This is a genomic window from Pseudomonas sp. HR1 (assembly GCF_030175875.1).
Lineage (GTDB): Bacteria > Pseudomonadota > Gammaproteobacteria > Pseudomonadales > Pseudomonadaceae > Chryseomonas > Chryseomonas oryzihabitans.
In genome coordinates, this window is the sequence record NZ_JASNRF010000002.1 from 767,595 (window position 1) to 785,439 (window position 17,845).

General features: G+C 66.1%; 13 protein-coding genes and 3 pseudogenes. 10 read left to right on the forward strand and 6 right to left on the reverse strand.

Annotated elements, in window-relative coordinates; all coding sequences use genetic code 11:
* Positions 1 to 1,124: 1,124 nt before the first annotated feature.
* The 3 genes and pseudogenes from QKY98_RS23955 to QKY98_RS10830 all read left to right on the forward strand — a co-directional run.
* A pseudogene (locus QKY98_RS23955) lies at positions 1,125 to 1,520 on the forward strand (HAMP domain-containing protein); the annotation flags it as partial.
* A 102-nt stretch (positions 1,521 to 1,622) separates the two neighbouring features.
* Complete coding sequence (locus QKY98_RS23960; protein WP_371100814.1) at positions 1,623 to 2,378, forward strand: methyl-accepting chemotaxis protein; 756 nt, start codon at positions 1,623 to 1,625, stop codon at positions 2,376 to 2,378.
* Between the two features lie 14 nt (positions 2,379 to 2,392).
* Complete coding sequence (locus QKY98_RS10830; RefSeq protein WP_044340792.1) at positions 2,393 to 3,313, forward strand: substrate-binding domain-containing protein; 921 nt, start codon at positions 2,393 to 2,395, stop codon at positions 3,311 to 3,313.
* Positions 3,314 to 3,413: 100 nt separating this feature from the next.
* Here the strand turns inward: QKY98_RS10830 and QKY98_RS10835 are convergent, their stop codons facing one another.
* The 3 genes from QKY98_RS10835 to QKY98_RS10845 all read right to left on the reverse strand — a co-directional run bounded on the left by QKY98_RS10835 (position 3,414) and on the right by QKY98_RS10845 (position 7,525).
* Positions 3,414 to 6,458 carry an autotransporter domain-containing protein gene (locus tag QKY98_RS10835; RefSeq protein WP_502945085.1) on the reverse strand — a complete coding sequence of 1,015 codons (3,045 nt, stop codon included), beginning with the start codon at positions 6,456 to 6,458 and terminating at the stop codon, positions 3,414 to 3,416.
* 223 nt (positions 6,459 to 6,681) lie between these two features.
* A complete protein-coding gene (locus QKY98_RS10840; RefSeq protein WP_284670853.1) occupies positions 6,682 to 7,206 on the reverse strand; it encodes a GNAT family N-acetyltransferase in 525 nt (174 codons plus the stop codon).
* Positions 7,207 to 7,282: 76 nt separating this feature from the next.
* Positions 7,283 to 7,525, reverse strand: coding sequence for a DUF1654 domain-containing protein (locus tag QKY98_RS10845; RefSeq protein WP_100168972.1), 243 nt, complete (start codon positions 7,523 to 7,525; stop codon positions 7,283 to 7,285).
* A 528-nt stretch (positions 7,526 to 8,053) separates the two neighbouring features.
* On the opposite strand from QKY98_RS10845, the pseudogene QKY98_RS23965 reads away from it, so the two are divergent.
* The 3 genes and pseudogenes from QKY98_RS23965 to QKY98_RS10855 form a co-directional block, all read left to right on the forward strand.
* A pseudogene (locus QKY98_RS23965) lies at positions 8,054 to 9,031 on the forward strand (methyl-accepting chemotaxis protein); the annotation flags it as partial.
* Positions 9,032 to 9,058: 27 nt separating this feature from the next.
* A complete protein-coding gene (locus QKY98_RS23970; protein ID WP_376786104.1) occupies positions 9,059 to 9,889 on the forward strand; it encodes a methyl-accepting chemotaxis protein in 831 nt (276 codons plus the stop codon).
* Positions 9,890 to 10,072: 183 nt separating this feature from the next.
* Complete coding sequence (locus tag QKY98_RS10855; RefSeq protein ID WP_044340797.1) at positions 10,073 to 12,064, forward strand: putative bifunctional diguanylate cyclase/phosphodiesterase; 1,992 nt, start codon at positions 10,073 to 10,075, stop codon at positions 12,062 to 12,064.
* Positions 12,065 to 12,118: 54 nt separating this feature from the next.
* Here QKY98_RS10855 and QKY98_RS10860 read toward each other — a convergent pair whose 3' ends face one another.
* From QKY98_RS10860 to QKY98_RS10870, 3 genes are all read right to left on the reverse strand, one after another.
* Positions 12,119 to 12,517, reverse strand: a complete 399-nt coding sequence (locus tag QKY98_RS10860; RefSeq protein WP_027599935.1) for a hypothetical protein — start codon at positions 12,515 to 12,517, stop codon at positions 12,119 to 12,121.
* Positions 12,518 to 12,741: 224 nt separating this feature from the next.
* Positions 12,742 to 13,191, reverse strand: coding sequence for a hypothetical protein (locus tag QKY98_RS10865; RefSeq protein WP_284670854.1), 450 nt, complete (start codon positions 13,189 to 13,191; stop codon positions 12,742 to 12,744).
* Between the two features lie 289 nt (positions 13,192 to 13,480).
* On the reverse strand, positions 13,481 to 13,873 hold the full coding sequence (locus QKY98_RS10870) for a RidA family protein (protein ID WP_284670948.1): 393 nt from the start codon (positions 13,871 to 13,873) through the stop codon (positions 13,481 to 13,483).
* Between the two features lie 316 nt (positions 13,874 to 14,189).
* On the opposite strand from QKY98_RS10870, the pseudogene QKY98_RS23975 reads away from it, so the two are divergent.
* From QKY98_RS23975 to QKY98_RS10885, 4 genes and pseudogenes are all read left to right on the forward strand, one after another.
* Positions 14,190 to 14,960 (forward strand): annotated as a pseudogene (locus QKY98_RS23975) (MCP four helix bundle domain-containing protein); the annotation flags it as partial.
* Between the two features lie 126 nt (positions 14,961 to 15,086).
* Positions 15,087 to 15,815 carry a methyl-accepting chemotaxis protein gene (locus QKY98_RS23980; protein ID WP_437123743.1) on the forward strand — a complete coding sequence of 243 codons (729 nt, stop codon included), beginning with the start codon at positions 15,087 to 15,089 and terminating at the stop codon, positions 15,813 to 15,815.
* A gap of 620 nt (positions 15,816 to 16,435) precedes the next feature.
* The gene (locus QKY98_RS10880) at positions 16,436 to 17,344 is read left to right on the forward strand and encodes an AEC family transporter (RefSeq protein ID WP_181083359.1); all 909 of its coding nucleotides are present in this window, start codon (positions 16,436 to 16,438) and stop codon (positions 17,342 to 17,344) included.
* Positions 17,345 to 17,440: 96 nt separating this feature from the next.
* Positions 17,441 to 17,836 carry a cupin domain-containing protein gene (locus QKY98_RS10885; RefSeq protein ID WP_044340800.1) on the forward strand — a complete coding sequence of 132 codons (396 nt, stop codon included), beginning with the start codon at positions 17,441 to 17,443 and terminating at the stop codon, positions 17,834 to 17,836.
* The last annotated feature ends 9 nt before the right edge of the window (positions 17,837 to 17,845 follow it).

Genomic DNA, 17,845 nt, shown 5'->3' on the forward strand with positions numbered 1-17,845 from the left:
TGAAAAAAGAGACCTTTCAGGGACCTGGAGAAGCACCGGTTGGTTTCTGCCCCGCCGCGCCGGCTTTGCGACCTGAGGTGTCCGTCGCATGGCGACCACGGAGGAACGCGCGCCGCATGCCTGGAGGTGGCGGATCTGGGATCGCCAGGTAGCGCCCCTCGCGCCTTGCCCAAAGAGCGAACCGGCCCGCCAGCCCCTGGCACGGGTGGCGGACGCCACGGACGACAGCTGATCGCCTGGCCAAGGCCGCACGTCCGCGGACGATGCGGCCAGGTCCGGTGATGCGACTAGGCTGACAGCACGTTGGCCATGGACGGTAGCGGGACGCTCGATCGGGTCCCGGCGCTGATGGCCTCCTGCCTCGACACCGATAACAAAAGCAGGGAACCAGCATGACGATTCTTCAACGCGTGGTCGGCGGCATTGCACTTCTGGTGCTCCTGCTGCTGGGCATCGTCGCCGTAAGCTTCAACAGTACCCAGTCCATCCATGAGCGGCTGGCGGTCATCACCGAGCAATCCGCGCCGCTTGGCCAGGCCGTTGGCGAGATCAACGTGCAGTTGCTGGGGGCCAACCAGACCCTGCTCGGCCTGCTGGCCGAGACCGACGCCGCGGCGATCGCCACCCGCGAACAGCAATTCCAGCAGCAGTTCGCCGATTATCTGCAGCTGCACCAGCGCCTGCCGGCGCTGTTGCGCGCCCATGACCAGCTGACCCAGGCGCTCGATCAGGAGCAGAAGCTGGGCAATGCCTATGGCGACCAGGCGAAGACCCTCATCGACAGCTACCGCCAGCTGGTCGCCATCCGCCGCGAAACCCGCACCCTGCAGGGCTATGCCACGCCGGAGGCCAATCGGCTGTCCAGCTATCTGCAGGCCTACAGCGCGCAACAGAAGGCCGAAGGCGCCACTGCCGCCGTCCGCGCCGCCCAGATGCTGCTGATCGAAACGGACAAGACCTACGCCGCCTTCGCCGCCCAGGCGGCGCGTCTGGATCTGCCCGGCCTGGATGTGGTGCTCAACCAGCAGCAGGATGTCATCACCGATCGCCTGCGCGCCCTGGCCGCCATCGACGAGCGCAGCGCGCGCATCGTCGGGGTAATGGTCACGCGCCTCCTGCACGAGATGACCGCGCCCGATGGCCTGCGCCAAGCCTATCAGCGCCAGGCCGCGGCCGAAGGCCAGTTCGACGCCCAGCGCCAGCGCACCGGCACCGCCCTACAGGCGACCCTGGACACCCTGCGTACCCTCAGCGCCGGCGCCGTGGCCGTGGCCCAGCAGGCCAAGAGCGATACCGACGCTACCGTGGCCACCAGCCGCCAGGTGCTCGCCATCGTCGCCCTGCTGGCGATCGGCGCGGCCCTGATCATCGGCTTCTGGGTCGCGCGTGGCCTGCGGCGCCCGCTGCTGGCCTTCCGCGAGTCGCTGCGCCAGGTCACGGCCGGCGATCTGCGGGTCCAGTTCGATGTGCGCCGCAAGGATGAATTCAGCGAACTGGGCGGCTATCTCAACGAACTGATCCGCTCGCTGCAGACCACGGTGCAGACCCTCACCCAGTCGGCCGACGACCTCCGGGGTACCGCCCAGGCCAATGCCGACATCAGTGCCAGCACCACCCGCGCCGTGGAAGAGCAGACCGAGCGTCTGGGCTCCGCCGCCTCGGCGATGACGCAGATGGAAAGCACCGTGGCCGAGGTGGCCCAGCGCGCCCTCGACACCAAGGATGCCGTCGACCACACCTTCGAATTGAGCACCACGACCGGCACCACCGTCGCCGAGACCATCGACAGCATCCAGCGCCAGGCGCGGCAGATCCAGGTCGCCGCCCAGGCCACCGATGAGCTGCAGGGCTATGGCCAGAGCATCGACGGCATCGTCGATGCCATCCGCAACATCGCCGAGCAGACCAACCTGCTGGCCCTCAACGCCGCCATCGAGGCGGCTCGCGCCGGTGAACAGGGGCGCGGTTTCGCCGTGGTCGCCGACGAGGTGCGTTCCCTCGCCAGTCGTACCCAGGCCTCCACCACCGAAATCCAGCAGCAGATCGAACAGATGCAGCAGAAGATCCATTCGGTGGTGGAGATCATGGGGGTGAGTCGTGCCCAGTCCGGCGAGTGCGTGCAACTGGCCTCCTCCGCCCGGGAAGCCCTGCAGAGCATGAGCCAGGCGGTCGGCACCATCCGTGAAATGAACACCCAGATCGCCGCCGCCACCGAAGAACAGAGCGCCACCGTCCAGGAGACCAGTCGCATGATGGTGCAGATCAACGACGCCGCGCTCCGCGCCGCGGAGGGCGCCGACAGCGCCGCCCGCAGCAGCGAGGACCTTTCGCTCATGGCCAGCCGGCAGCGCGAGCTGCTGCAACGCTTCAGTGTCTGATCGGGGACCGACTCATGTTCAAGCCCAAGCTTCGTCTTCTCGCCGGTCTCGTCCTGGCCGCCACCTGGGTCAACCTGGCCCAGGCCAACGCGCCGCTCATCGGTGTCCTGACCTCCAAGCGCGACAACTTCCGCACCCTGCTGATCAACAACGTCGAGGAGCGCGCCCATACCCTGGACGCGGACCTCTTCCTGGAAAACGCCAACAGTGACAGCGCCCTGCAGCTGCGCCAGTACCGCAACCTGATCGCCGCCCACGTCGATGCGGTCATCGTCAATCTGATCGACGACAGCAACACCCAGGAGATGCTGGCGCTGGCGATGAGCAGCAAGGTGCCGCTGGTGTTCATCAACTACCGCCCCAGCGTCTCTCCCCTGCCCGCCTATGCCGGCTTCGTCGGCTCCGACGAGGTGGAAGCCGCGACGATGCAGATGGAGGAGCTGGCCCGCCGCGCCGGTTACAAGGGCAAGGTGGCGATCCTCATGGGCGAACCGGGCCACCCAGCGACCAAGCTGCGCACCGAGAGCGTCGAGAAGGTAGTGGCCAAGTATCCCGACATGCAGGTCGTGGTGAAGGCCTCGGCCAACTGGCAGCGCAGCGAGGCGACCGAACGCGTCCTGCAGTGGGTCGACAAGGGCGTGGCCTTCGACATCGTCGCCGCCAACAACGATGAGATGGCCATCGGTGCCATCCGTGGCCTGGAAAAGGCTGGCAAGCCGCTGGCGAAGTTTCTGGTGGGCGGCATCGACGGCACGCCCGATGGCTTGCAGGAAATGCGCGAGGGCAAGTTGGCGGTCAGCGTGCTGCAGGATGCCAAGGGCCAGGGTCAGGGCGCGGTGGACATGGCCTTGCGCCTGGCCAATGGCTCCACCAGCAGCAATCTCACCCGGGTCCCCTTCCAGCTGATCACGCCGGACAACCTGGCGTCCTTCTAGCCCGGAAAGCAGGCGAGGCCATCCGTCTCCGGTGGCCTCGCCCGTCTTCAGTACCCAGTACCAGATGCCCTATTCGCTCGCGCGCTCGGGACGCCTATCCTCAGAAGCGCCAGCTGAGTCGCGCGTCGAGGTCCTGGTCCCTGGTCCGACCGCTCAGTTGTCCGTCATAACCCAGGCCCAGCGAGACCGTCTCGCTCAGCGCCAGGTCCAGCGCCCCGCGCACCACCGCCGCGTCACGCGCGATGGGCGCCCCCACCACCTTGAACGCCGGGCCGCCAGCGAAGGCCGCCTCATGCTCGGGGGTGGTGTCGCCAAAGGCGTGGCGCCAGCCCAGGGTGGCACTCGGCACCAGCTTCCAGTCACCCAGCGGTTTGCTCGCCAGGCGCAGGCCGAGGGTGCTGAAGGTCACGTCGGTGTTCTGCCGCGGATTGTCCAGGTCCAGCGCCCCGCTAAGCTCGTGGAAGCCGTCGGTCTGCAGGTGCACATGGGCCAGGTTGGCGAAGGGCGAAAGATTCAGCCTCCCCGCTTCGATCCGATAGGCCAGCTCGCCGAAGGCCTGGGTGGTGCCGGCGTCGTAGTCCGGCGCCAGGCGCTGGTCGGTGCCGAGGATCGCCAGGTTGCGCCGTGCCTCCACCTGGTGCCAGCTATGGGCCAGGCCCAGCTTGAGGCTGAGGGCATCCCACTGCTGGGCGGCATAGAGGCCCAGGTGGTAGTCGGTGCTGTCCGCCGAGCCGGATTTGCCGCGCAGGTCGAGATCGGTGTGGCCGAAGCCCACCAGCCCGCCGACGCGCCAGCCGCCGTCCAGGGGTACGTCGCTGCCGATCAGCAGGCCGCGGCTGTGGCTGTCCAGGCTGCTGGCGTCGTGACTGCCGTCGTTGTGGCCCCAGGCGCCGAGGGCCTGGGTCCAGACCAGTCCGCGCTCGCGACTGCCGGCCAGACCCTGGATGCCGGAGCTGGACGGGAGCTCGCTCTGGGCATCGCTCAGGCGATCGCTCATGGCAGTGCGCACCAGCCGGCTGTTTTCCACCAGCACGGTCTTGGTCGAGGCGTGCAGTTCGTTGCCCAGGCTCTGGAACGTCGAGCCTGCACCCGCGGCATTGGTCGCGGCGACCTGATTCCAGAGTGCATTGCCGGCGCCGGCGCGATCCAGGCCCGCAGCGGCGGCCCGGGCGTTACGGCCCTCGGCCAGGTCGGCGAAGGCCACGCCATTGCGCGCCAGGCTCAGGGTCGCCTGGTTGGCGCCATAGCTCAGGGTCGGGGTCAGGAAGGCGAAGTCGGACTGGATCGGGCCGAAGCGGCCGCTCAGCCCGTTGCCCGCGCTCAGCAGCTGATAGCTGCCCAGCGGCTGCCAGTAGGGACTGGAAACCAATGCCAGGGTGGCGCCATTGACGGTGATACCGCCCGTGGCCACCAGGCGATCGGCGCGGCCGCTGGCATCGGTCTCGACCTGGTAGACGGAGCCCTGGTCGAGGGTGACGTTGCCGTTGACGTTGAGCTGGCCCACCGAGTTGCCGGGGGCGAGGATGCCGCCCTGGGCCACGCGCAGGCTGCCGAGACTGCCATTGCCACCGAGGGTGGCGCCCGAGTTGACGGTGACCGCCGAATTGCCGAGGTTGCCGTTGATGGCCAGGCGACCCTGGTCGACGCGGGTGGTGCCGGCGAAGTCGCTGTTGCCGGTCAGGCTCAGGGAGCCGACCCCGGTCTTTACCAGGCTGCCGTTGCCGTGCAGGTTGTTGGCCAGGCTGTCGTTGACCGACTGATCCAGCACCAGGGTGGCGTTGTCGGTGATGTCGCCGCTGCCAAAGGCCCGGGCATGACCGCGCAGGGTACCGCCATTGATCAGCGTGCCGCCGCTGTAGGTGTTGAAGCCGCTGAGGGTGAGTTCGCCGCTGCCGTTCTTGGTCAGGCTGCCGCTGCCGCCGATGTCGTTGCGCCAGGCGTCGCGGGCGTTGAAGCCACCCTGGCTGGCGTCCAGGTTGACGCTGACATTGCCATTGAAGGCGCCGTAGCCGTCGGCCGCGGCCATCAGATTGAGCCGGCCGTAGCCGTTGGATTCGTCGATGACCGCATAGCCCGAAGACAGCTCGGTGCTGGCCAGGATGTCGCGGCGCTGACTGGCGGTGAGATAGGGAAAGCGCGTTTCCAGCAAGACCTCGGCGTTGACCGGCACCACCGGCGCCAGGTTGGTCGGGCCGACGGGGGCGAAGCCGTAGGTCAGGCGTGCGGTGTACAGCGCCTTGTCCTGGGCATGCTGGGATTGCCGATCGGTGGCTGGATCGATCCGGTCCACGCAGTTGTTGATGTCGCCGCCACATTGCTGGGCGAAGTAGACCTGGGCCTGGGCGAAGGCATCGCTGCGCAGCTGGGCGTTGCTGACCAGGTTGTCGATGGCGAAATAGGTGGCGGTGATGCGCCCGCCAATCACGTCCAGCGGCGAGTGCATGCCGGCGACGATGCGGTTGTTGCCCAGCTCCGAGGCGCGAAACAGTTCCTCGCCCAGGCGCTGGGGCACGGCATAGCCGAAGCCGATCCCGGCGAGATAGGCGGCGTTGGTGTGGCCACTGGGAAAGCCGCCGTCGCTCTGCGGTGTGGTGCTGAGGGCCGGGCGCAACGACAGCGGCACGATGTCCACGCCCGCCTGGCGCCAGGGCCGCGGATACTGGTAGGCATTCTTGGCCGGGGTGGTGGAGGCATCGTTGCGGATCGCTTGGACCAGTTGCACCACCTTGCCCAGCTGCGAATTGGCGTCGCCGGCACCGTTGCCGTTGTCGCTGTACTTGGTGGTCTGGGTGGAGGCATCGAACACCGGGATGGTGGTGAAGGCGCCGGAGCCGGCCAGGTAGCCATTGGCCAGGGAACCCAGGCCGCTGATCAGGCTGTAGCTCTGGTCGCGGCGGTCATCGTAGTAGGCCGCTATCTCCTGGGCCTGGGTGCGGGTCTTCGCGAGGTCGACCACGTACTGGATATTGCGCTGCAGGATGGGCGCCCCGAAGGCGGTGGGCGTGCCGGTGTTCCAGCTGGCGCCGGGCGTCCAGAGCTTGTTGTAGCCGGATAGCAGATCGACGCCATTGATGGCGTTGTTGCCCGAACGGCTGGCTGCCTGCACCGAAAGTGCCAACAGCGATGCCGCGAATGCGATCGTCAACACCGCGGGTTTGTTACCTGAACGTTTCACCAGCGCTTCCCCTTGGGCCTGTGGATACAACTTGTTACAAGCTGTCTTGGGGCGGCGAGCCTAGAGCGGTGATGTGACGGTGATGTGACGGTGTGGCGGCGGTTCGAAGGCAGTTTTACGACATCTTATGAAGCCCAGCACCACGACTCGCAGGCCGCAGCGGCAACGGTGCTTCGTATGTGGTGAGCGGGTCCTAACCGAGGCGCAACCTGTCCAGATCGCACCAGAGGTGCAGCTTGGTGAACCAGGTATCTCCCACGGCGACCGCCAGCGGCTCTCTGCCGAAGACGCTGAAGCCTGCCTGCTCGTACAGCGCCAGAGCGGCCTGATTGCCCTCGGTGACCGTGAGCTGGACGACCCTCAGGTCGGGCCAGGTCGCTACCTGGCCCAGCAATTCGCCGAGCAGACCTTTCGCCAGGCCCAGCCGCCGGTGCCGATCGGGCACGTACAGGCCGAACAGGGTCGCCTTGTGCCGAGCCTTTTCCCGCGTCTCGCGGCTCAGCCCCACCACGCCCAGCAGCTCCGCGCCCTGGGTCGCGCCCCAGACCCGTTCCCCTGCTCCGTCACCCTCCTGCAGACGACGCTCCCACCACCCGAGCGGCAGCCCGGCCCGCTCTGCAGGACTGGAGGTGAAGGCTTCCGGATGCCTGGCATAGGCGTCCAGCATCAACTGGCGATAGGCGGGAGCCCAGGTCGGGCCCAGACGCTGGATGTTCATTGCCAACCTCCCTTTCAATCGACAATCCGCTTACCGAAGCCAGGGCGGATGCACTGGACGAGCCTGTCGCGTCCGCTCAGAAATCGTCGTAGCAGACCTTCCAGAACAGGTCGATGCTGCCGTCGTCACGGTGGGCCACGATCAGCCCCTCGGTCTCCTCGAAGGCCTCGAGCAACAGCGCCCAGTCTTCGCTGCTGGCCTCCAGGCGCTCCACATGGACGTGCCTGTCGAGGACCCCGCGGGCGTTGTTGACCAGCCGCGAGACCCTCATCGTCAGGCGGTCATAGGAAGTCAGCTGAGACGACTGGCTGTATGCCATGGGCGCAGCCTCCATACCTGTTTTTTTATACAGTATTTCCCGATTCGGGTAATTGGCAAGTTGCTGTCCGCTCCGGTCCACCAGCGAACAGTCCACGCCCTTGTCTCGGACCCTACCCGGCTTGTATCCGGCTGACCAGGCGGATACCCGAGCTCCCCTCGGCAGACCAGGCGCCGTCCATCCATAAATTGGCACCAACCATCCCCGGGAAAGATGTGACATGGATCACTTTTTCGCCGTTATGGTCAGACTTACCCGCTATGTCCAGGTCGCCCCTGGCGGGCACTCGCACCTGCCTTCGCCTCGGCGATTAACCGACGGCCCTGGAGGCTACGTCCGGGGTGGCAGGTATTCAACGTCCGTCCGCGGGCGAAAAACTATCGCGATAACAATTACCGCATGTCCGCCGGAGACTCGTCCTCGCCGGCCTTTATCCAGGTAGTCCTAATGCAGCACAATGGCTGGAATTTCCTCAGCAACATCAGCGTCCGGGCCAAGCTGGCGCTTGGCTTCTCCCTGCTCATCGGCATGATCCTGCTGGTGGCCTACACCGGCTGGCAAGCCACGGACGCCCTGCGCGATCGCAGCGAACGAATCGGCGACATCTCCGGCTACAGCACCCTGGCGCGCGACATGCGCATCGAGCGCCTCGTCTATATCGTCAAGGCCGACGATGCCCAGGCGGCAAAATGGCTGGCCGCACTGGACAAGATCGAAGCTCAATTGCAGAGCATCGTTCCCAACTTCAACTCGAAGGCCAACGAAGCCCTGCTGAGCGAAGCCCAGGGCGCACTCAAGCGCTATCGGGACTTCTACACCCAGGTCGTGACCGCCACGCGGGAGCGTGCGGCGATCCAGCAGGCGGCGACCGCCACGGCGGAAGCGGCCAACACCTATGTGCTGGCCTTGGCCACGGCGGCCAACGCCCCGGATGGGCGAGTCGAAGACCGCCAGCAGGTGGCGGCCCTCTTCATCGACCTGCAGCAGATGCGCATTGCCCTGCGCAGCTATGCCACCACGCCTACCAAGGAAAGCGAGGCCGCGGCCCAGGGTGCCCTGGACGGTATCCAGGCAAAGGTCAAACGACTCGCCACGACCAGCGCCTTGCCGACCGAGACGCTGCAGACGCTTGGCAAGGAACTCGCCGGCTACCAGCAGCGCCTGCAACAACTGATCACCGCCCAGGTCCAGGTGGATCAGGGCCAGGCCGGAATCACCACCACCATCACCACGCTGCTGTCGGTGGCCGACAAGCTGACCGCGATCCAGAAGGAATTCCAGCTGGCGGATGTGAGCGGTGCACGTCAGCTGTTGCTGGTATGGCTGGCCATCGCCATCGCCCTGGGCCTGCTGGGCGCCTGGCTGATCACCCGCTCCATCGTCCGCCCCCTGAAGGACACCGTTCTGCTGGCCCAGACGGTCGCCAACGGCGACTTCACCCATCAGCTGGAGGTGACCCGCAAGGATGAACTGGGCGCGCTGCAGCTCAGCATGCTGCAGATGACCACGAACCTGCGTGGACTCATTGGCGAGATGAAGGACGGCGTCGTCCAGGTCGCCAGTGCCGCCGAGCAGCTGTCGGCGGTGACCGAGCAGACCAGCGCCGGCGTGCAGGCGCAAAAGATCGAGACCGATCAGATCGCCACCGCGATGCAGGAGATGACGGCGACCACCCACGAGGTGGCGCGCAATGCCGGGGCAGCCGCCCGCTCGGCACAGGAGGCCAGTCAGCAGGCCCAGCAGGGCGACCAGGCGGTCGACAAGGCCGTCGCCCAGATCGAACTGCTGGCGCAGGAAATGGCATCCACCAAGGCGGCCATGGCCACCCTGCGCGGCCATGCCGACAGCATCGGCGGCGTGCTCGACGTGATCAAGGCCGTTTCCGAGCAGACCAATCTGCTGGCGCTCAATGCCGCCATCGAAGCCGCTCGGGCCGGCGAGGCGGGCCGCGGCTTCGCGGTGGTCGCCGACGAGGTCCGCGGCCTGGCCCAGCGCACCCGCTCCTCGACCGACGAGATCGCCCAGCTCATCACCGGCCTGCATCAGAGCACCGATCGCATGGCGGCCGTGCTCGACCACAACGTGCAGTTGACCGACAGCAGCGTCGGCCTGTCGCGCGAGGCGGGCGAGATGCTCAAGCGCATCACCCGCTCGGTCAAGGACATCGAATCGATGAACGATCAGATCGCCTGCGCCGCACAGCAGCAGGGTGCGGCGGGCGAAGAGATCAGTCGCAACGTCACCAATGTCCGCGACATTTCCGACCAGACCGCGGCCGCCAGCGAAGAGACGGCGTCCTCGAGCATGGAGCTGGCCCGCATCGGCGTACGCCTGCAGGAGATGACCACCCGCTTCAAGGTCTGAAAAACACCCAGCCCCCTGCACAGCGACCTGTGACAGAGGGCTCGGACCGTCAGGTTCTCCAACTCAACCACTGGTCATCTGGGACGAATCTCCAAACGAGAAGGCGGTCACAGAATGCCATCATATTGACATTACACGTCTATCCGCGGACGTCGCTATCCAACCTGTCAGCCCGGGCTTGCCATGAAAACCTCCCCAGAGCTGGGTCGGCTCGTCGATCAAACGCTTGCCCAACCGGTCGGGCCCTTTGCCTTCGCCCCGGTGCTGGAGCGCCTGTTTCAGCTGGACATCCATAAGCAGCGCACGCGTCACCTCACGCGCTGCCTGCTCATCGGCACCCTGAGCTACAACAGCTTTCTGATCTGGTGGTGGCTCCTGCTGCAAGACGCCTTGCCCTGGGCAGCCGCCCAGATGCTGGGGATCGCCACCCCCTTCGCACTGTTGGTCGTGGTGCTGCTGCGCGGGGTACCGACGCGCTGGCGCGAAACCCTGGCCTCGCTGCCGTTCTATGTCGGCCTGCTGGTGGTCTACAACCTGGTGATCAATGGCCCCTCGGGCAGGGAGATGAATCAGACGCTGTTCATCTTTACCTGGCCGCTGATGCTGGCCTTCGTCAACACCTGCATGAAGAGTCCGCTGCTGCCGGCCCTGCTGTTCAATGGCTTCGCCCTGTCGGTGATCGCCCTGGCCGTCCATGAAGCGCCGGTGTCACCGATCGTGGGTGGGCTGATGATGACCAACGCCATCGTCATGGCCTTCTTTTCCCTGTTGGCCAGCTACTGGCTGAACGTCGAAGGGCGCCGCTCCTATCTGTACAAGCTGCGTGAAGAAGTCCGCCTGGCGTCACTCAGTTCGGCCAACCAGGATCTGCAGATCCTCTCGGAAACGGATTCCCTCACCGGCCTCGCCAATCGGCGTCAGCTCCATCTGCTGCTGGAGGACTTCTGGCAGCGGCGCCTGGCCGGCGAACAGGGGGCCGTGCTGCTGATCGACGTGGACCACTTCAAGCGCTACAACGACTACTACGGCCATCTTGCCGGGGATGATTGCCTGCGCACCGTGGCCAAGGCCCTGGCGGTCGGGTTGGGCCCGGGTGACCGGGTCGGTCGCTATGGCGGCGAGGAGTTCGTCGTGCTGCTGGAGCGGATCGGTCCGGCCGCCGCGCTGGACGTGGCCGAGACCATCCTGCAGCGCGTTCGCGACCTGCGGATCCCGCACCAGGGCCGCCAGGATGACAAGACCCAGGTCACCGTCAGCATCGGCATCGCCCGCAGCGGTCTTGCCGGCCTGAGCACCGCGGAGGACCTGCTCGACTGTGCGGATCGCGCCCTCTATCGCGCCAAGCGCGATGGCCGTGACCGGGTCTTCGAGGGCGGCATCGATGCCATCCTCGGCGCGCCTCTGGACCATGCCGAGCTGCTCACGCCGGAAGATGTCCGCAAGGGGCTGGTGGGCAACGAATTCCTGCTGCACTACCAGCCCATCTACCGCGTCGAGCCCAGGCAGGTGACGGGTTACGAGGCGCTGCTGCGCTGGCAGCACCCGACCCTGGGCCTGGTCTCGCCCGAGGTGTTCATCCCGTTGGCCGAACAGGGCAACTTCATCATCGCCCTGGGCGAGTGGGTGGTGAAGGAGGCCTGTCTCGCCGCCAGTCAGTGGCCCCCGCACCTGAGCGTCTCCATCAATCTCTCGCCGCTGCAATTCGCCGATCCCATGCTGCACGAGCGGGTGTCCGCGGCCCTCAGACTCTCGCGCCTGGCGCCGAATCGTCTGGTGCTGGAAGTCACCGAAGGGGTGGAACTGGTCATAGATACCCGGACCCGCCAGTCCTTCGCCCTCCTCCAGCTGCTGGGCATCCGCATGGCCCTGGACGACTTCGGCAGCGGCTTCGCCGGCCTGGGCCCCATCCTCGAACTGCCCTTCCAGTTGATCAAGATCGATCGGCGGATCCTGGCGATCCAGGATGAGGAACAGCGCGGCGAGGTGCTGAGCTCCCTGTTGCTGCTGGGCAAGGCCATGAAGCTGGAGGTGCTCTGCGAAGGCGTGGAAACCCCGGAACAACTGGCGCTGCTGCAGCAGCTGGGGGTCCGGCTCGCCCAGGGCTATCTGTTGGGCAGGCCGGCGGCCGCGCCGAGCGGTCAGCAATTGCAGCTGATGGCGTCCCTGGAAGCCTGAGGCCCGGCCGCTGGCCGCCCATGACGGCAGCCTGCAGAGCGGCCACCAGCCCGTTTAGAAGATCGCCAGGCTATCCAGGACCGCCGTGTAGAGCGCGGTCCCGTAGGTGACCACGCCGAGCGGCACCCCCACGGCGGCGCCCAGGATCAGGGCGCAGACCAGCAGCGCCACCAACGGTATGCCGAACACGGGCTGCACCAGAAAGTGGTCAGGGTCGGTCTGCCCGGCCGCCTTGGCCTTGGACGCCGCTGCCGGGTTGCCGGCGTCGGAACGGGAGCGCGTGGCGGGCGCAGGCTGCTCACGCCCGGGCCTGGCCTTGCCTTCCATCTCGATCAGGTTGGCGATATCGGCGAGGGTGCCGCTGTTGCGGGTGATCTGCTCATGAGCAGCGCGGAGGGAATCGGGCTTGGCCGTGCGGCCTGCACCGCGAGGAGGTCTTCGTGAGGCAGTCATAGTGCAAGAAACGGCGGAGAAGGCGCTTAGAATGACACAGACTGAGGTTAGGGTTGTTAACCTTAATCGCGTGCATGGCTAATTGCCACCACCTCTTTTCCTGCAGCAAGCCCTGGGTGCGCAATGAGTGCCCAACGGCTCTGGTTCCGGCAAGTCAGAGGCGGCCTGGGTACGAATCTGCCTGAGCGCCTTTCGACAGACCGACAACTCGCCTCAGGAGGACCTCAGGGTGCTGACTTCGCCGGTACCTGCTTGAGCAGCGGAACGCTGATTTCTTCTTCGGCCTCGAGCGCGGCCAGCGCCAGGTGAATGGCTTCGAGCCGCTCCTGTGCCGAGTAGTCTCCCCCGTCGTCAGGCAGCTCCAGCTGTGGCTCGGAGCCGCCAGGGGTCGGCCATTCGCAGGCGTCCGCGTGGCCTGCAGCGAAATGGCGGGCCAGGGTTTCCAGCGAAGGATTGGGCTGAGGTTCTCCCGCTTCATTCGGCCGAGCGGACTCGCTCGGGCCCGGCTTGTACCCGGGTTCGGGCGCAGCGTCCTGCTGGACGTACAGCGCCACCGCTGTCCCCTCGCCCTGACCCTTGGCGGTCAACGCCGCCTGGGTGCGCGTCAGTTCGAGGGTGGGCACTATCCCGGCCTGGTACAGGGCCAACAGCTCGGCATCGACGTAGCCCAGCAAGAGGTAATTCGTTGACGTTTCACTGCCATCTGCCCGCATCTCAGTGCTTCCTGAATCGGTTGAAGAATCGCGCTCGTGGGTCGCGCGGTGAATGCTGCGGCCGACATTCTGCCGGCGCTGTCGATCGCTAGGCAGGAAAGATCGCTCGCGCGAGCAGACCAATGCTCTCGAGGCAGTTGAACGCAGCAAACTCGCTTGTGGAAACCGCACCTGCCGTGACGTGTGAAGTGGAGGCGGTAAGGCACAGATCACCCCGAATGCCAGCCCCATCTGCCGCAGCCGGCCAGGTCTATCGCTGCACGGCGATGCACTTGATCTCCGCGAGGAGTCCGGCATGGGCCAGTTCGGCGACGCCGATGCAGGTCCAGGCGCACGTCCCCCTGGGAAAAAGCGCATCCTTCACGCGCCTGAACACTGGCATGTGCCTGGGCAGGTCGACGTGGAACGTCGTCAGCTCGACCACGTCCTGGAAGGTGCAGCCACCCGCGGCCAGGACAGTGCGAAGATTTGCCCAGGCTGCCCGGAATTGCTGCTCGGGGTCCTCGATCACCTCCAGGTCCGGCGTGCGGCCCACCTGCCCTGCGCAATAGAGCGTCTTGCCGACCTTCACGGCGGGGACATAACCCGCACGCTCCACGAGCAGGCTCATGCTGTCAGGGATGATCAACTGGCGGTCTGTCATCGTCTTCGCGCTCACGGCCATAGCCACAGAAAGCACAGGCTAACAACAGCCGCGGTCCGCGGCCTAGCCCCGGCCTTTCCTGGGCTGCCTCGAGCGTCTGTCCTTTCGGGAGCCGTCCCAACCCCCTGGAGTGACGGTCAGGGTCACTCATCCCGCAGACGACTGTCGCTCTTCCGGCGGAAGCCCGTACCGACTGCCCGGATTCAAGCCCTCACAGCGCAAAATCGGCTGAAACACGCGTTCTAGACAGCTTTTTTCTCAAGTTACCGCAACCCTTGCCGTTACGTTTCTCACACTCCTCAACCGGTACATGGATATGACCCTTCGCGCGTTCAACATCGCCACCCGCAGCCTGCTGTGCTTCGGCCTCCTCGCCTTGCTGGTAGCCGGGCTGGGTATTTTCGGCATCACCCAGATGTCGCAGATCAGGGACCAGAGTCTGGTGATCGAAACGAGCAGCATCCCGGGGATCGTGGAAGCCGATAACCTGGCCCTGCAACTGGCCCGGACCCGCATCGAGGTGCTGCGCCTGCTGGCCATACCTGATGCCGCTACCGTCGCCAACACGCGCAAGAAGATCGAGAGCATCAGTGGCGAGGTCGCCGACGCCTTCGGCCGCTATGCCGGCATGGTCAGCTCCGACCGTGAGCGCCAGGCCTTCGAGACCCTGCGCCAGGTCCACCGGGACTACCTCAACAACGTCAACCAATTGGCCGATCTGGTCGCCGCCGGCAAGGTGGAAGAGGGTCGGGCCCTGGTGCAGGCGGCCATGGCCCAACTGGGCACCAAGATGAACGAGAGCACCGAGGCCCTGCGCAAAGTGAACCAGGAGGACGTCAAGGCAGCCACCGAGGACGCGGGCATCACCTATAGCCACTCCAAGACGATCACCTGGCTGTCCATCGGCCTCGCGCTGGGCCTGACCCTCCTGCTGGCCTGGCGCATGACGGTCAGCCTGACCTACCCCATAGCCACCGCGGTGGCCGCGGCCAGGGTCATTGCCAGCGGCGACCTGACCCAGACCCTGGACGCCCGTGGTCACGATGAGGCTGCCCAACTGCTGCAGGCTATGCAGCAGATGCAGACCAATCTGCGCGATACCCTGGGCCATCTCGGCCAGTCGGCCACCCAGCTGGCCTCCGCCGCCGAGGAAATGACCGCCGTCATGCAGGAGAGCGCCAACCGCCTGCAGCAGCAGAACAGCGAGATCGAGATGGCCGCCACCGCGGTGACCGAGATGAGCCAGGCGGTCGAGGAAGTGGCCGGCAACGCCACCTCCACCTCCACCGATTCGCGCCAGGCCGCGGCCAGCGCGCGTGACGGCCAGCAGCAGCTGGGCAATACCCTGGTTGCGATCGAGACCCTGACCGACAACGTGATGAGCGCCAGCGATCGCGCTCGCGAGCTGGCCGAACAGACCCGCAATATCAGCCAGGTCCTCGACGTCATCCGCTCGGTGGCTGAGCAGACCAACCTGCTGGCGCTCAATGCGGCCATCGAGGCCGCGCGGGCAGGCGATGCCGGTCGCGGCTTCGCGGTGGTGGCGGATGAGGTCCGGGGCCTGGCCCAGCGTACCGGGGACAGCACGCGCGAAATCGAGAAGATGATCGGCAGCATCCAGCACGGCACCGGCCAGACCGTGAATGCCTTGCTGACCAGTGCCGACCAGGCGCGCCAGACCCGCGAACAAGCGCAGGCCGCCAGTGGCGCCCTGGAGACCATCGCCCAGTCGGTGTCGGGTATCGATGAGCGAAATTTGGTGATCGCCAGTGCCGCGGAAGAACAGGCGCAGGTGGCCCGCGAGGTCGACCGCAATCTGGTACGGATCCGCGATCTGTCGGTCCAGACGGCGACCGGCGCAGAACAGACCCGCGCCGCCAGCCAGCAGCTGTCTGAACTGGCGGTTGAGCTGAATGGGCAGATTCGGCGATTCCGCGTGTAGATGTCGCCGACCCTCCAGATACCACCTCCCCTCCCGGGTCCTGTCGGCAACCGGCCGGCAGGCTGACGCAGGGTTGCGACCCGTCGAGTACGACCCGATCCGGGTGATACTCGACGGGCCCCGAGCCGTACCGAGCGAGCGCTAGGACGGAGTAACGATGACGTCGTTCGAGTGAGAGGACGGCGTCGCCGTGATCGGCAGAGCGCACCAACCTGACTTCTGGACCTCTAGCTCTGCGGAACGCAGCGTCAAGGACCTCGGAGCCATCTAGACGGCCTGCGTAACGCCCTAAGTCGTCCCGGCCTGGCCGTCGCACGGTGAAATATCTATCTGCCTGATATTGAAATTAGACCAAGGTCTAATTCCGACGAACGGTCATTCATCTCTGTAAACGAATGTGTCCCTTTGCCATCCTAGAAAAGGCAGAGGGCCTTTGTAGAGCCTTTCAAACGCAGCGGAGCCCGTTGTATCGCTTACCTGCGTGCCTACACCGCCTTGCCCTCCTCCACTACCGACAGCCTTACGCGGAATTGGGAGTTTCGGATGTCAAGCCGTTCATTCGCTGATCCAAGGCACTCTGGCAATGCGCTCTTTGTCTCCGTGACGGCGAGGCAGCGGCCATGATCGAAACCATTTCTCAGGCACTCGCCCCCATCATCTTCGTCACGGCCCTGGGCTGGTGCGCCGGCCGCTGGGGCATCCTGCAACAGACGGCGAGCAAGCCTCTCGCCACCTTCGTGGTCACCTTCGCCCTGCCTATTGCGCTGCTGCTCGCCGCCGCCAAAACCCGTCCCGAGCAGATTCTCAACCTGCCCTATGTGGCAACCCTGGCGTCCGGCCTGATCGGGATCTGGCTGCTGGGTCTGCTGCTCGGTCGTTACCGGGGCGGGCACACCTGGCGCGAAGCGACCATGCGCGCCATCACGGTGTCCTTTCCCAATATGGCCTACTGCGGGCCGCCCGTCCTGATCGCTGCCGTCGGCCCCTCCGCCGTGCTGGCGGTGATCGTCGGCAACCTGATCTACACCCTGCTGGTGCTCCCGCTGTCGCTGGTGCTGTTGAGCGGCGGCGGCGCGCGCCAGGCGCTCGAAAAGGCCCTGCGTCAGCCCCTGGTACTGCTGCCCCTGCTGGGCCTCGCCTGCGCGCTGCTGGGTATCCGGCTGCCGCAGCTGCTGGTGTCGGCGACGGACGAGATCGGCCGGGCAGCCGGCGGCGTTGCCCTGTTCACCCTGGGCCTGATCCTGTCTGGCATCCGGCCGAGCCTCGATCGCGACATCGTCCTCAACCTGGGACTGAAGAATCTGCTGCAACCGCTGGTGATGCTCGCTGTGGGCGTAGCCGTCGGCCTGCAGGGCGAGCTGCTCCAGCAGGTGTTCCTGCTCGGCGTGCTGCCTGCCGCCACGGCAGCGCCCACCCTGGCCATGGCCCATGGCGTCTACAGCGAGGACGCGGCGCGCAGCGTGTTGTTCAGCACCCTGCTGGCCATCCCGGGCATAGCGTTGGGCATCGTGCTGGCCGCCCACCTGTAGCAGGCGGCGCACCCGCATTCAGGGCCTGGCGGATGCCCTGTGTCATCCGGCAAATCCGCCCACTCCGATCACTCACCCAGGCTTCAGGAGACGGAAATGGCTATTCGATGTGTACGGCTCTGGACCGGCAGCGAGGGTGATTCGCTGTTCGAGGAAGGCCATCTGGAATTGGGCGAAGGCCTGCACGGCAAGGCGTCGGGCCTGCCGATCGCGGTCACCGAACTGTCCTTTCAGGAAACCACCGCGGGGGGCTCCTTCGCCTGGCACCAGGACCCGCAGCCCCAATTCGTCATCACCCTCACCGGCACCCTGGAATTCGAGGTGAAGTCAGGCCAGACCTTCGTGCTGCGGCCCGGCGACGTGTTGCTGGCCCAGGACGACACCGGCTCCGGGCACCGCTGGAAGCTGCTCGGCGACGAGCCCTGGCGTCGTGCCTATGTCATCTACGAACCCGGCGCCGACCTGCGCTTCGTCCCCCATACCGCCGCCTGACCTGGAGCA

Bases quoted from the DNA above. Each gene is read 5' to 3' on its own strand.
- QKY98_RS10830 (WP_044340792.1), top strand. From the start codon at position 2,393: ATGTTCAAGCCCAAGCTTCGTCTTCTCGCCGGTCTCGTCCTGGCCGCC.
- QKY98_RS10840 (WP_284670853.1), bottom strand. From the start codon at position 7,206: ATGAACATCCAGCGTCTGGGCCCGACCTGGGCTCCCGCCTATCGCCAG.
- QKY98_RS10845 (WP_100168972.1), bottom strand. From the start codon at position 7,525: ATGGCATACAGCCAGTCGTCTCAGCTGACTTCCTATGACCGCCTGACG.
- QKY98_RS23970 (WP_376786104.1), top strand. From the start codon at position 9,059: ATGAAGGACGGCGTCGTCCAGGTCGCCAGTGCCGCCGAGCAGCTGTCG.
- QKY98_RS10855 (WP_044340797.1), top strand. From the start codon at position 10,073: ATGAAAACCTCCCCAGAGCTGGGTCGGCTCGTCGATCAAACGCTTGCC.
- QKY98_RS10860 (WP_027599935.1), bottom strand. From the start codon at position 12,517: ATGACTGCCTCACGAAGACCTCCTCGCGGTGCAGGCCGCACGGCCAAG.
- QKY98_RS10870 (WP_284670948.1), bottom strand. From the start codon at position 13,873: ATGACAGACCGCCAGTTGATCATCCCTGACAGCATGAGCCTGCTCGTG.
- QKY98_RS23980 (WP_437123743.1), top strand. From the start codon at position 15,087: ATGGCCGCCACCGCGGTGACCGAGATGAGCCAGGCGGTCGAGGAAGTG.
- QKY98_RS10880 (WP_181083359.1), top strand. From the start codon at position 16,436: ATGATCGAAACCATTTCTCAGGCACTCGCCCCCATCATCTTCGTCACG.
- QKY98_RS10885 (WP_044340800.1), top strand. From the start codon at position 17,441: ATGGCTATTCGATGTGTACGGCTCTGGACCGGCAGCGAGGGTGATTCG.